The sequence below is a fragment of the Marmoricola sp. URHB0036 genome, assembly GCF_000426045.1.
Taxonomy (GTDB): domain Bacteria; phylum Actinomycetota; class Actinomycetes; order Propionibacteriales; family Nocardioidaceae; genus Marmoricola.
In genome coordinates this window covers 422,279-435,921 of record NZ_KE384490.1, presented here as the reverse complement: position 1 = coordinate 435,921, position 13,643 = coordinate 422,279, and the positions used below count along the sequence as shown (strand labels likewise).

12 protein-coding genes are annotated in these 13,643 nt (G+C 70.1%); 4 read left to right on the top strand and 8 right to left on the bottom strand.

What is annotated here, in order from left to right; translation table 11 throughout:
* Positions 1-23: 23 nt before the first annotated feature.
* The 5 genes from H976_RS0122265 to H976_RS0122245 all read right to left on the bottom strand — a co-directional run bounded on the left by H976_RS0122265 (position 24) and on the right by H976_RS0122245 (position 5,016).
* Positions 24-518: a nuclear transport factor 2 family protein gene (locus H976_RS0122265; RefSeq protein WP_027863318.1), complete on the bottom strand. Its 495-nt coding sequence runs from the start codon at positions 516-518 to the stop codon at positions 24-26.
* A gap of 75 nt (positions 519-593) precedes the next feature.
* Positions 594-1,622 carry a ketol-acid reductoisomerase gene (gene ilvC, locus H976_RS0122260; RefSeq protein WP_027863317.1) on the bottom strand — a complete coding sequence of 343 codons (1,029 nt, stop codon included), beginning with the start codon at positions 1,620-1,622 and terminating at the stop codon, positions 594-596.
* 117 nt (positions 1,623-1,739) lie between these two features.
* The gene (ilvN, locus tag H976_RS0122255; protein WP_027863316.1) at positions 1,740-2,294 is read right to left on the bottom strand and encodes an acetolactate synthase small subunit; all 555 of its coding nucleotides are present in this window, start codon (positions 2,292-2,294) and stop codon (positions 1,740-1,742) included.
* Positions 2,294-4,081 carry an acetolactate synthase large subunit gene (locus H976_RS0122250; RefSeq protein ID WP_081683157.1) on the bottom strand — a complete coding sequence of 596 codons (1,788 nt, stop codon included), beginning with the start codon at positions 4,079-4,081 and terminating at the stop codon, positions 2,294-2,296. The genes ilvN and H976_RS0122250 overlap by 1 nt, the downstream gene beginning before the upstream one ends.
* A gap of 263 nt (positions 4,082-4,344) precedes the next feature.
* Positions 4,345-5,016: a VOC family protein gene (locus H976_RS0122245; protein ID WP_027863314.1), complete on the bottom strand. Its 672-nt coding sequence runs from the start codon at positions 5,014-5,016 to the stop codon at positions 4,345-4,347.
* A gap of 156 nt (positions 5,017-5,172) precedes the next feature.
* Between H976_RS0122245 and H976_RS28080 the strand changes: the two genes are divergently transcribed.
* Positions 5,173-8,493 carry a S8 family serine peptidase gene (locus H976_RS28080; protein ID WP_051277342.1) on the top strand — a complete coding sequence of 1,107 codons (3,321 nt, stop codon included), beginning with the start codon at positions 5,173-5,175 and terminating at the stop codon, positions 8,491-8,493.
* A gap of 31 nt (positions 8,494-8,524) precedes the next feature.
* Here H976_RS28080 and H976_RS0122235 read toward each other — a convergent pair whose 3' ends face one another.
* The gene (locus tag H976_RS0122235; RefSeq protein ID WP_027863313.1) at positions 8,525-9,223 is read right to left on the bottom strand and encodes a GNAT family N-acetyltransferase; all 699 of its coding nucleotides are present in this window, start codon (positions 9,221-9,223) and stop codon (positions 8,525-8,527) included.
* Positions 9,224-9,291: 68 nt separating this feature from the next.
* On the opposite strand from H976_RS0122235, the gene H976_RS0122230 reads away from it, so the two are divergent.
* From H976_RS0122230 to H976_RS0122220, 3 genes are read left to right on the top strand one after another with little or no spacing between them, the layout of a single operon-like run.
* Positions 9,292-10,683, top strand: coding sequence for an aminotransferase class V-fold PLP-dependent enzyme (locus tag H976_RS0122230; RefSeq protein ID WP_027863312.1), 1,392 nt, complete (start codon positions 9,292-9,294; stop codon positions 10,681-10,683).
* A 10-nt stretch (positions 10,684-10,693) separates the two neighbouring features.
* Positions 10,694-12,394 carry an aminotransferase class V-fold PLP-dependent enzyme gene (locus H976_RS0122225; protein ID WP_027863311.1) on the top strand — a complete coding sequence of 567 codons (1,701 nt, stop codon included), beginning with the start codon at positions 10,694-10,696 and terminating at the stop codon, positions 12,392-12,394.
* 24 nt (positions 12,395-12,418) lie between these two features.
* Entirely contained in the window at positions 12,419-12,727 is a 309-nt protein-coding gene (locus H976_RS0122220) for an antibiotic biosynthesis monooxygenase (protein WP_027863310.1), read from the top strand.
* Here H976_RS0122220 and H976_RS28075 read toward each other — a convergent pair.
* Positions 12,702-13,229: a GNAT family N-acetyltransferase gene (locus tag H976_RS28075; protein ID WP_196804185.1), complete on the bottom strand. Its 528-nt coding sequence runs from the start codon at positions 13,227-13,229 to the stop codon at positions 12,702-12,704. The genes H976_RS0122220 and H976_RS28075 overlap by 26 nt on opposite strands.
* Positions 13,226-13,639, bottom strand: coding sequence for a VOC family protein (locus tag H976_RS0122210; RefSeq protein WP_027863309.1), 414 nt, complete (start codon positions 13,637-13,639; stop codon positions 13,226-13,228). Before H976_RS0122210 ends, H976_RS28075 begins: the two co-directional genes overlap by 4 nt.
* Between the last annotated feature and the right edge of the window lie 4 nt (positions 13,640-13,643).

The following is a 13,643-nucleotide window of genomic DNA, read 5'->3' as shown; positions in this document are numbered from 1 at the left end:
TGCGGGTCCAAGGGACGGACCGGTCAGTGCTTGAGCTCGGGGTCCCAGCGGTTGGCGATCAGCTTGAAGCTCGGGGTGTCGTCGAGGGAGGTCATCGCCTCGTAGATGCGCTCGTAGCCGGTCGACGCGATCCGCCAGGCGCCGTCGACGTCCCGCCGATAGGTGTCGTGGTAGTAGCCCGCACCCCGGATCAGCACTTTGAAGTCGGGCACGATCACGGTGTCCTCGAACCCCCACGAACCGCTGGCGGTGTCCCCGTCCCCCTCCTCATGAATGGTGATCTCGGGGTGCTGCGCCACGTGCATCGTGACGACGCCCGGCCCGAGGTTGGACGACATGAACTCCACGACGGCCGCTCGGTTGTCGTAGTGCAGCGGCTCGCCCATCGCCTGCGTCCCGTACTTGGCGGAGACGTCCTCGGCCAGGCAGTCACCGAAGGTGTCCCAGTCCTTGAGGTCGAGGGAGCGGAAGTAGCGGTACTTGAGGCGCTTGATCTCCTCGAGGGCGTCGTGGTCCATGTCGTCAGGGTAGAACGTGTTCTAGAAAACGAACAGGGCCCGACGGATCGCCGGGCCCTGGTGCGTCGTACGACGTCAGCGGGCGGAGCTGCCCTCGACGTAGTCGCTGTCGTGGCTCTTCACCCAGGCCATCAGCTTGCGCAGCTCGCGGCCGGTCTTCTCGATCGGGTGCGCCTCGGCCTGCTCGCGGAACTTCTTGAACTCCGGAGCGCCGTTGTCCTGGTCGTTGATGAACCGCTCGGCGAAGGAGCCGTTCTTGATGTCCTCGAGGACGCCGAGCATGTTCTGCTTGACGCGCTCGTCGATCACGCGCGGGCCGGAGACGTAGTCGCCGTACTCCGCGGTGTCGGAGACCGACCAGCGCTGCTTGGCGATGCCGCCCTCGTACATCAGGTCGACGATCAGCTTCAGCTCGTGGAGGCACTCGAAGTAGGCGACCTCGGGCTGGTAGCCGGCCTCGGTGAGCACCTCGAAGCCGTACTGCACGAGCTGGCTGGCGCCACCGCACAGGACGGCCTGCTCGCCGAACAGGTCGGTCTCGGTCTCCTCGGTGAAGGTGGTCTTGATGCCGCCCGCGCGCAGGCCGCCGATGGCCTTGGCGTAGGAGAGGGCGAGGTCCCAGGTGGTGCCGGACTCGTCCTTCTCGACGGCGACGAGGACGGGTACGCCGCGCCCGTCGACGTACTCGCGACGCACGAGGTGCCCCGGGCCCTTGGGCGCGACCATGAACACGTCGACGCCCTCGGGCGGGGTGATGTAGCCGAAGCGGATGTTGAAGCCGTGCCCGAAGACGAGGGTGTCGCCCGGGGTGATGTTGGGCTCGACCGACTCCTTGTAGAGCTTCCTCTGCACGTGGTCGGGGGCGAGGATGACGATGACGTCGGCCTCCTCGACCGCCTCGGCCGGCGTGAGCACACGCAGGCCCTCGGCCTCCGCCTTCTCGCGGCTCTTGGACCCCTCCGGGAGCCCGATCCGTACGTCGACACCGGAGTCGCGCAGGGACAGCGAGTGCGCGTGCCCCTGGCTGCCGTAGCCGAGCACGGCCACGTTCTTGCCCTGGATCAGGGACAGGTCGGCGTCGTCGTCGTAGAACATCTCAGCCACGGGGGCTCTCCTTCATTGGTGGGTTGTATCGAGTCGATGCGGAGGGGCAGAACTGCGAGTGGAGGGGTGAAGTTTCAGCCCTCCACTGGAGGTTTGGCCGGGCGCCCGGCCAAACCGTCACGAGGAGATCACCGCAGCCGCCGCCGGGACCGCCACCGGCACCGGACGCAGGGTGCGCTCGGTGATGGAGCGGCTGCCACGGCCGATGGCGACCATGCCGGACTGGACGAGCTCGCGGATGCCGAAGGGCTCGAGCACGGCGAGGAAGTCCTTGAGCTTGGCGGCGTTGCCGATGACCTCGATGGTGACGGCATCGGGCGCGACGTCGACGACCTTGGCGCGGAACAGCTGGACGGCGTCGAGCACCTGACCGCGGGTGTCGGCGTCGGCCTTCACCTTGACCAGCAAGAGCTCGCGCTCGATGGACTCCTTGTCCTCGAGCTCGACGATCTTGATCACCTCGACCAGCTTGTTCAGCTGCTTGGTGACCTGCTCGAGCGGCGAGTCCTCGACGCCGACCACGATCGTCATCCGCGAGATCTCCGGGTGCTCGGTCGGGCCGACCGCGAGGGAGTCGATGTTGAAGCCGCGGCGGCTGAACAGGCCGGCGATGCGCGCGAGCACACCGGGCTTGTTCTCGACCAGGACGGACAGGGTGTGGGTGGTCGCCATCAGAGGTCGTCCTCCTCGAACTCGGGAGCGAGATCCCGGGCGTACTTGATCTCGTCGTTGGAGGTCCCGGCAGCGACCATCGGCCACACCATCGCGTCGCGCTCGACCCGGAAGTCCACGACCACCGGCACGTCGTTGATCTCCATCGCCTTGTTGATCGTGGCGTCCACGTCGCCGGGGCTGTCGCAGGAGAGCCCGACGGCGCCGTACGCCTCGGCCAGCTTGACGAAGTCGGGGATCCGCTTGGACTGGAGGTCGGTGTTGGAGTAGCGGCCCTCGTAGAACAGCGTCTGCCACTGCCGCACCATGCCCAGCGACTCGTTGTTGATGATCGCGACCTTGATCGGGATGCCCTCGATGGTGCAGGTGGCCAGCTCCTGGTTGGTCATCTGGAAGCAACCGTCACCATCGATCGCCCACACGGTCGTGTCCGGACGGCCGACCTTGGCGCCCATGGCCGCCGGGACCGCGAAGCCCATCGTGCCCAGGCCACCAGAGTTGATCCAGGTGTTCGGGTGCTCGTAGCCGACATAGTGGGTGGCCCACATCTGGTGCTGGCCCACGCCCGCGACGTAGATCGACTCGGGTCCGGCGATCTTGCCGAGGCGCTCGATGACGTACTGCGGGGCGAGGCCCTCGGCGGGGGCGTCGTACCCCAGCGGGTACTGCGACTTCACGCCGGCGAGGAACTTCACCCAGCCCTCGTAGTCGCCGGTGTTCCCCTGGGCCTGCTCTGCCTGCAGCGCGACGATCAGGTCGGCGATCACCTCGCGGCAGTCACCCACGATCGGCACGTCGGCGACGCGGTTCTTGCCGATCTCGGCCGGGTCGATGTCGGCGTGGATCACCTTGGCGCCGGGGGCGAAGGAGTCGAGGTTGCCGGTGACCCGGTCGTCGAAGCGCGCGCCCAGGCTGATGATCAGGTCGCTCTTCTGCAGCCCGGCGACGGCCGCCACGGTGCCGTGCATGCCCGGCATGCCGAGGTGCTGCGGGTGGCTGTCCGGGAAGGCGCCGCGCGCCATCAGGGTGGTGACCACCGGGATGCCGGTCAGCTCGGCCAGCATGCGCAGCTCCTTGCTGGACCGGGAGCGGATCACGCCGCCACCGACGTACAGCACCGGCCGGCGCGACTCGAGCAGCAGTCGGGTCGCCTCGCGGATCTGCTTGGAGTGCGGGCGCGTCACCGGCCGGTAGCCGGGCAGGTTCAGCTCGGTCGGCCAGTTGAACGTGGTCATCGCCTGCTGCGCAGACTTGGCGACGTCGACGAGCACGGGGCCGGGGCGGCCGGTGGAGGCGATGTAGAAGGCCTCCGCGATGACGCGAGGGATCTCGTCGGCGTCGGTGACCAGGTAGCTGTGCTTGGTGATCGGCAGCGTGATGCCGCGGATGTCGGCTTCCTGGAAGGCGTCGGTGCCGATCGAGGACGCCACCACCTGACCGGTGACGGCGACCATCGGCACGGAGTCCATGTAGGCGTCGGCGATGGGCGTCACCAGGTTGGTCGCGCCGGGACCGCTGGTCGCCATGCAGACCCCGACCTTGCCGGTCGCCGTCGCGTACCCCGCCGCTGCGTGGCCCGCGCCCTGCTCGTGGCGCACCAGGATGTGCCGGATCGTGCTGTCGTAGAGGGGGTCGTACGCCGGGAGGATCGTGCCGCCCGGGATGCCGAAGATGTTCTCCACACCGGCGCACTCGAGCGAGCTGATCAGGCTCTGCGCACCCGTCACGGCCCCGGCAGCCTCGTGGGGTGCCATCGCCGGCCCCTTCACTGCCTTCTGCTCAGTCATCTGCTCCACTTTCCTGTCCTGCTGTCGCCCTGCGCCTTGCCTGACCAGTGTCAGCCCAACAAAAAACCCCTCGAGCCGGTCGGCTGACGAGGGGTCGACGCGTGTGCTGCGGCCAGGGCCGTTAGCTCACGCGTCGCGTGCGTACGAGAATCTCGCGGTGGTGCTGGAAACGCTGCATGCGCACAGCATGCCCCTCGCGCGCGACGGCGCTCAACTCAGTGTGCCAGTCGTCCCGGATGCTGGGATCGGCATCCCACCATCTGTCAGTCGCGGGACTGCCAGGTGCAGATGCAGGACCGGTTGCCGTCAGGGTCCTCGAGCACCCAGAACGCGGGGGCCCGCTGGTCGTCCACCAACGTCCCGCCGGCGTCGATCGCGGCCTGGATCCGCGCCTCGGCGACGTCGTGGGGGACGCTCACGTCCAGGTGCCAGCGCTGCCGATCCGGGGCGTCGGAGTCGGTCTTCTGGAACCACACCGACGGCGTGCGGTCGGCCGGGTCGACCAGGTCGTCGCTGGCGTGGGCGTCGTACCCGAGCAAGGCACGATAGAACGGCGCCACCTTCTCGTGGTCAGGGGTGTCGAGCGCGATCTCGATGACGTCGGGAGCGTGCTCGGCGGCGCGCACCCCCGCCTCCGCGGCCAGCTCGCTGATCCGGCGGGCCAGACGGACGTCGCGTGGGGTGAGGGCGTCGACGTCGTGACTGAGCAGCGAGACCGTCAGGTGCGGGTAGCGCAGGTCGACGTCGGGGTGGTGGTTGGCCTCGTCGGCGACCTCGGCGATCTTGCCGACCAGGGCCGCTCCGGTGTTGAAGTCGCCCGTCTCGAAGCGGACCACGAGCTTGTTCAGCACCTTGCGCCAGCCCTCGAGTCCCTCGTCGTGGACCTGCTGCCCGGTGAGGGCGCTCTTGTCGTCGGTCGTCCCGGCTTCGCTCATGTTCCCTAGATTCGCACAGGGCAGGTTCTCCCCTTTGGGGGTGATTCGGGGCTATGGTGCCGAAGTTGTTGTGAGCCACCGCACATTTTCGGGCTGTGCGACCCGCTCCCCCGCAGTCTTCCGGCTGTTCCCTTGCCCGGCGAAAAGGAATCTCGGGTGTTCCCATCACGCACGGGACGGGTCGGCGTCGCCGTACTCGCCCTCTCCACTGCTGCCGCCACGGCGCTGGGCTTCGGCTCGGCGGCGTCCGCGGCAGACCCCGGACCGGCCCAGAAGGCACCGGTCTCGACCAAGAAGATCCACTCCCCTGCGCTCACCAAGCTGCACGGGATCGATCGCACCAAGCGCGGCACGCAGACCGTGTTCGTCCAGCTCTCCGGTGAGGGCTCCGCCGACCTGGCCGCGCCGAACGCGTCCGCCAAGTCCGACGCCGACAAGGTGAAGGCGCACCGCACCGCCGTCAACCGCCAGGGGAACGAGGTGCTCTCGACCGCCAAGGGCGAGGACTCCCGTGCCACCAAGCTGTTCACGATCAGCAACACCCTGCCGGGCGTCGCGATCCGCACCGACCAGGCCGGCATCGAGGCCGTCGCCGAGCGCGACGACGTCGTCAAGGTCTCGAAGATCGTTCCCAAGCACCTGACCAACGCCAACACCGCGGCGCTGACCCGGGCCTACGACACCTGGAAGTACGCCGGCACCCTCGGCAAGGGCGTGCGCATCGGCATCATCGACACCGGGATCGACTACACCCACAGCGACTTCGGTGGCGTCGGCACGACCGCGGCGTACGACGCTGCCAAGGCCGCCTCGACCTCACCGACCTGGCGCGACAGCCTGCCGGCCCTCGGCAAGGCCAAGATCGCGGGCGGGCACGACTTCGTCGGCGACGACTACGACGCGAGCCCGACCACGGACACCGGCGCACCCAACCCGAACTACCAGCCGGTGCCGCACCCCGACGAGAACCCGCTCGACTGCAACGAGCACGGCACCCACGTCTCGGGCACGGCAGCCGGCTACGGCGTCAACGCCAACGGCTCCACCTTCACCGGGAAGTACGCCAACCTGACCAAGCCCGGCCTGCTCGACATGAAGGTCGGCCCGGGCATGGCCCCGGCCGCGACGCTGTACGGCCTGAAGGTCTTCGGCTGCGAGGGCTCCACCGACGCCGTCATCCCGGCGCTCGACTGGGCGCTCGACCCCAACGGTGACGGGGACTTCTCCGACCACCTCGACATCATCAACATGTCCCTCGGCGGCGACGACGCCCCCGCGGACGACCCGGAGAACGCCGTCATCGACGAGCTCTCCTCGCACGGCGTGCTCTCGGTCATCGCCGCCGGCAACGCCGGCGACGTCACCGACACCGGTGGCGCACCGGGCAACGCCGTCAGCTCCCTCGGGGTCGCCAGCACGGTCGACGCCTACCAGCTGCGCGACGGGCTGAAGGTCAACGCTCCCAGCGGGGTCGCCGGCATCGCTGCCGGGCAGATGTCCGTCGCCTACGACTGGCCCAACAACGGTCCGACGCACGCACCCGTCACCGGCACCGTGGCCACCGTGCCCGGGGCCAACGCCGACGGCTGCCAGCCGTTCTCGGCCGCCGAGGCTGCCAGGGTGGCCGGCAAGGTCGCCTGGCTGGAGTGGGACGACAACGACGCCACCCGTCGCTGTGGCTCGGTCGGCCGGTCGGCCAACGCCAGGGCCGCTGGAGCGATCGGCGCGATCTTCACCTCGACCAAGGACGTGTTCGGCGCCGGCATCACCGGTGACGCGACCATCCCGGTCTTCCAGCTCCCCAAGGCGGGCACCGACAAGCTGCGCGCCGCGGCCGAGGCCGGCACGCTCAACGTGACGTTCGACGGGGCCCTCCAGGCCACCATCAAGGACATCAACGACTCGATCACCGACACGCTGTCGAGCTTCAGCTCGCGCGGCGTGCACGGATCGCTCGGAGTCGTGAAGCCCGACGTCGCCGCACCCGGTGACACCATCGCGTCGGCGGGCATGGGTACCGGCTCGGACACCTTGGTCATCTCCGGTACGTCGATGGCGACCCCGCTCACCGCGGGCGTCAGCGCGCTGGTGCGCTCGGCCCACCCGGACTACTCGCCGCTGATGCTCAAGGCCGTGGTGATGAACCAGGCCGGCCACGACGTGTTCACCGGTCCGAACAGGACCGGGCACGCCTACGGTCCGGCCCGGGTCGGTGCTGGTCGGGTGGATGCCCTCAGTGCCGTCGACACCGACACGATCGCGTTCAGTCCCGGCGCCGACAACCCTGTCTCCGCGTCGTTCGGCGTCGTACCCGCTCGGGTCGACAAGGGGACGCTGACCAAGAAGCTGCCGCTGACGGTGATGAACACGAGCCGTCGCTCGACGCGCTACGACCTGTCCTACGACCCGGTGATCACCCAGCCAGGTGTGAGCTACTCAGTCTCCCCGTCGACACTGACGGTGGCGGGCAACAGCAAGGGCAAGGCGACGGTCACGATGCGTGTGCGTCCCTCGGCGCTGCGGCACACGATCGACCCGACCATGGAGACCACCCAGCTCGGCGTGCCGAGGCAGTTCGTCTCCGACGCCTCGGGCCGGGTCCTGGTCAAGCCGTCGGGCGAGAGTGCCGCGCGCGTCCCGGTCTACGGTGCCGCCAAGCCGGTCTCGGCCACCGACGCCACGGTCAACGCGAAGCGCATCTCGCTGTCCGGCCAAGGCTTCCAGCAGGGTGCCGGCAGCACCGGGTGGACGTCGATCGCGTCGGTGCTGCAGCTGGGCGCCACGTCGGGCACGCTGCCCACCTGCCTCCCCGGGCAGGCCGGCGGCTGCGCCTCCACGAAGAGCGAGCAGTCCGGCGACCTGCAGTACGTCGGCGCCGGCAGCTCGGGCGACTGGCTGTGGTTCGGCCTGAGCACCTACGCCGACTGGGCGAAGGTCGGCACCGGCCTGCAGCCGTTCGTCGACTTCGACACGACCGGTGACGGCAAGCCGGACTACGAGACCGTCGTCCAGACGGTGCCGTCCAGCGACGTGCTGATCGCCGCGACGTTCGACCTCAACGACCCCAGCCGCGAGGACGACCAGCCGGTCAACTTCAACTGGGGCGATGTCGACACGAACGTCTTCGACACCAACGCGCTGACGATCCCCGTGTCGAAGGAGTTCATCGGGGTCGGGTCCACGAGCAAGCCGGTCACCTACACGGTGAGCACGTGGAACGCGACCAACGGGACGGTGACCGACTCGGCCGGTCCGGTCGTCTTCGACGCCGGTACCCCGGCGTTCAGCACGGCCGGCCCGCTCTACCGCGACCAGGGAGGGACCCGCATCGACTACACCGTCTCGGGCCCGCTCCCGGTCAAGGCGCTGCTCCTGCACCTGCACGGCGCGAGCGGCAAGCGCGCCGAGGTGCTCGCCCTGCCGCGCTCGGGAGTGGCCCCGAGCACGGCACCCAGCACGGCACCGGCGACGCCGTAGCCGGTCAGGACCTGCCCCGGACCCCTGTCACTCAGGCCCGGGGCAGGTCCTGCAGCCGTGCGCGCTGCCGGCCCTGCTCGTCGAAGTTGGCCGGGTCGAGCCAGGCCTCGAAGGCGGCTCGCAGGCGCGGCCACTCGCCGTCGGTGATGGCGAACCAGGCGGTGTCCCGGTTGCGGCCCTTGGTGACGACGGCCTGCCGGAAGGTGCCCTCGTAGGTGAAGCCGAGCCGGGCCGCCGCGCTGCGTGAGGCGGCGTTGAGCGCGTCGCACTTCCACTCGTAGCGGCGCACGCCGACCACGTCGAAGGCGTGGGCCGCCATCAGGTACATCGCCTCGGTCGCCGCCGTCGTCCGCTGGAGCGCCGCCGAGTAGCTGATGTAGCCGACCTCGGCCGTGCCGTTGGCATGGTCGATGCGCAGGAAGGTCGCGATTCCGACCGGGACGCCGTCGGGCAGCAGGATCGCCATCGGGACCATCGCCGGTGTGGCGCGCAGCTTCGCCACGTGCTCGGCGAAGGCGCCGACGTCCGCGAACGGGCCGGTCGGCATGTAGGTCCAGATGCTCGGCGGGGAGCCGGCGCACAGGGCGGCGTACAGGCCCTCGACGTGGTGGTCGCCCAGCGGCTCGAGCCGGCAGCTGCGCCCGGTCAGGACGACGGGGACCAGGGGCGGTCCGGGGGTCCAGTCGACGGGGTCCCCGACCGGTTGGCCGTACTCGTTCACGGTGCTCACGCCGACGAGGCTAGACCGGGGAAGCCGGAGGGATGGCGCCGGGAAGGTGGGCGGCCAAGACTCGACGCATGACCACGCACGCCACGGACACCGACCTCGACACCCAGCGGGCCCTCCCGCTCGACCGCGCCCACGAGCACGCCCGTCGCTGGCTGGCCAGCCTGGCCGACCGCCCCGTGTCGCCGCAGGCGGACGCCGATGCCGTCGCCGCTGCCCTGGGTCGCGACCTCCTCGACGGCCCCACCCCGGCGGAGGACGTGGTCGACCTGCTCGCCACCGCCTGCGAGCCCGGGCTCACCGGCATGCCGTCGGGCCGCTTCTTCGGCTTCGTCATCGGCGGCTCCCAACCGGCCGCGCTGGCGTCCGACTGGCTGGCCAGCGCCTGGGACCAGAACACCGTGCTGCGGAAGGTCACCCCGGCCGTGGTGGCGGTCGAGGAGGTCGCGGCCGCCTGGTTCCTGGAGCTGCTGGGCCTGCCCGCCGACAGCGGGGTCGGCTTCGTGACCGGCGCGACGATGGCGAACTTCACCGGACTGGCGGCGGGACGCGACACCTTGCTGATGAAGGCGGGCTGGGACCTCTCCCGCGGGCTCGCCGGCGGACCGCCGTTGCGGGTGCTGGCCGGGGAGGAACGGCACGTGTCGGCCGACCTCGCGCTGCGCTTCCTGGGACTCCCCGCCGCTGAGCTGGTGGAGGCCGACGAGCAGGGTCGCATCGTCCCCGACGCCCTTCGACGCGCGCTGGCGCAGTCCCCTCACCAACCGACGATCGTGCTGCTTCAGGCGGGCAACCTGCACTCCGGTGCGTGCGACCCACTCGCCGAGTGCATCGAGATCGCCCACCAGCATCCGACGTGGGTGCACGTCGACGGCGCCTTCGGGCTCTGGGCGGCCGCCAGTCCGGCGTACCGACACCTCACCGCGGGGATCGAGCAGGCCGACTCCTGGGCGACCGACGCGCACAAGACGCTGAACGTGCCCTACGACTGCGGCATCGTCGCCGTCCGGGACGCCGCTGCCCTCAACGCGGCGATGGGCGCGCAGGGCGACTACTTCATCCCGGACGCCGCCGGCGACCCGATGGACCGCGTCCCCGAGATGTCGCGCCGGGCCCGTGGAGTCCCGGTGTGGGCCGCGATCCGGGCCTCGGGTCGCGACGGCGTGGCCGGGATGGTCGAGCGGATGTGCCGGCACGCACGTACGTTCGCCGAGGCGATGGCCGAGATCCCGGGAGCCGAGGTGCTCAACGACGTGGTCTTCACCCAGGTGTGCGTGTCCTTCGGCAGCGACGAGCGCACCCTGGCCGTGGTCGACCGGATGCTGGCCGACGGCGTGGCCTGGACGAGCGGGTCGCGCTGGCGCGGCCGTGCGGTACTCCGGATCGCGGTCAGCAACGCCTCCACCACCGACGACGACGTGGCGAGGAGCATCGAGGCGCTGCGCCGGGCGGCGGGCGCGTAGCCTGCGTGGCATGGAGGTCGAGTCGGGGCTGGTCGAGTCGGGGCTGGTGCGCCTGGTCCGGGATTCCGTGATCGGCGAGGACCACGTCATGCGCACGCCGTACGGCGACCGGCGGGTGACCTACGCCGACTACACCGCCTCGGGACGCGCCCTCTCCTTCATCGAGGACTTCATCCGCGACGAGGTGCTGCCGAGCTACGCCAACACCCACACCGAGTCCAGCGGCACCGGCCTGCAGACCACCCGGCTGCGCGAGGACGCTCGCCGCATCATCCACGACGCGGTCGGTGGCGACGACGAGACCGTGGTGCTGTTCGCCGGATCGGGCACGACCGGTGCGGTGTCGAAGCTGATCGGCGTGCTGGGGCTGCGGATCCCCTCAGCGCTCGAGGACCGCTACCGGCTGGACGCGCACATCCCGGCCGCGGAGCGCCCGGTCGTGTTCATCGGCCCCTACGAGCACCACTCCAACGAGGTGCCGTGGCGCGAGACCATCGCCGACGTCGTCACCATCCCGCAGGACGCCGACGGCCACATCGACCTCGACCGGCTCCGCGAGACGTGCGTGGAGTACGCCGACCGGCCGCTCCGGATCGGGTCGTTCTCGGCCGCCTCGAACGTGACCGGCATCGTGTCGAACACGGTCGCGATCGCGGAGATCCTGCACGAGCACGGTGCCCTGTCGTTCTGGGACTTCGCGGCCGCAGCGCCGTACATCGACATCGAGATGTACCCCTCCCGAGACGAGCACCCGCTGGCCTGGAAGGACGCGATCTTCCTCTCGCCGCACAAGTTCATCGGCGGCCCGTCGACACCAGGGGTGCTGGTGGCCCGGCGCGAGCTGTTCGGCAACCGCGTGCCCGACGTGCCGGGCGGCGGGACGGTCGCCTACGTGAACGACTCCGACCACGCCTACCTGCCCGAGCCGGAGCACCGCGAGGAGGGCGGCACCCCGGCCATCATCGAGTCGATCCGGGCCGGGCTCGTCTTCCAGCTCAAGCAGGCGATCGGGGTGGAGACGATCCGGAAGGCCGAGGAACGGTTCCTCTCCCGCGCGGTGGCGAGGTGGAGCCAGGAGCCCGCGATCGAGATCCTCGGGAACATCGACGCCGACCGGCTCTCGATCGTGTCGTTCGTCGTACGCGCTCCGTCGGGTCGCTACCTCCACCACAACTTCGTGGTCGCCGTGCTCAACGACCTGTTCGGCATCCAGTCGCGGGGTGGGTGCTCGTGCGCCGGTCCCTACGGTCACCGGCTGCTGGGCATCGACATCGAGCGCAGCCACGAGTTCGAGCGCGAGATCACCGGCGGCTGCGAGGGCATCAAGCCCGGCTGGGTGCGGGTGAACTTCAACTACTTCCTCTCCGACGCCGTGGCCGACTACATCATCGAGGCGGTGCGGCTCGTCGCGCGCGACGGCTGGCGGCTGCTCGGCGACTACCACTTCGACACCGTCACCGGTCGCTGGACCCATCGTGAGGGCCTGGTCGAGCCGCCGTTGCGGCTCTCGGCGATCTCCTACGACGAGGACGGGATGCACGCCCCGACCTCGCGCCTCGCCGGCGACGAGTCGCTGCTCGCCCAGCACCTCGCCGACGGCGCCAAGATCCTGTCCGAAGCCCCCGACCCCGACCTCACTCCCCCGACCTCGTTGAGCTCGGACTTCGAGCACCTGCGCTGGTTCGACCTGCCGGCGACCGCGATCGGCTGAGGGCTCCTCGCTAGCCTCGGGGACATGCCAGTCGTGAAGATCAACGCCATCTCCGTGCCCGACGCCGCCCACGAGGAGCTGGAGAAGCGGTTCGCCAACCGGGCCCACACGGTCGACGGGTCGCCGGGCTTCCTCGGCTTCCAGCTGCTCCGCCCGGTCAGGGGCGAGGACCGCTACTTCGTCGTCACGACGTGGGAGGACGAGGAGTCCTTCGCTGCCTGGCGCGACGGCCCCGCCATCGAGGCACACTCGGGTCAGCGCGCGAAGCCGGTCGCCTCGGGCGCGGACCTGCTGGAGTTCGAGGTCGTCATGGACGTTCGCGCCGGCGAGTGAAGTAGACGATCTCCTCCCAGTCGGGCACGTCCACCTCCGCGCGGAAGCCCGCGCTCTCCGCGCACCGACGGCTGGCCACGTTGTCGTGGTCGATGCCGAGCACGAACACGTCGACGTCCTCGACCTCGAGGGTCTCCACCCACGCCAGCAGCAGGGCCGAGCCGATCCCCTGTCGCCAGCGGTCCGGAGCCACGACGTACGCCGTGCCCATCGCCGGACCTGGCTCCCAGGCGGTCACCCGCTGCCCGTCCCAGACCGTCCACCGGTCGTAGACCTCGCCGCCGAGGTAGCCGACCGGCGTGCCGGCCAGCCGCGCCAGCCAGGTGTGCGACCGCAGCACCCGCATGCCACGGAACTCGTCGTCGTCCAACTCGGCCACCGTCAAGGAGCGCACCGGCCAGTCCGGACCGCCCAGCCGGTGCCGGACCTCGTCGTTCTCGAACCACGGCTGCACCAGCGGCAGGTGCTCGACGAGGAAGGGCTCGAGGGTCAGGGCAGTCACGGCAGCACGGACCGACCGATCTCGTCGGGGTTCATGGCGATCTCCCAGCGGAAGCCGTCGGGGTCGGCGAAGTAGCCGGTGTAGCCGCCCCAGTCGCGGCGCTGTCCCTCGCCGGCCTCGGCCCCGAGCGACGCCGCCAGCGCCAGGATCTCGTCGACCTCGGACTCGGTGGCGACGTTGTGCGCCAGCGTGATCGGGACGATTCCCGCGCCGCGACGGATCGGTCCGACCTCGGCCTCGAACCCCTCCTCGGACCACAGCGACAGGATCAACCTGTCCCCGGCCCGGATCATCAGCACCTCATCCGGCACGAGCAGCTCCGGCTTCCAGCCGAGACCGTCGACGTAGAAGGTCCTGGTCCGGTCGAGGTCGGCGACGGCAAGCGTGACGAAGCTGATCCGCTGGTCCATGCCC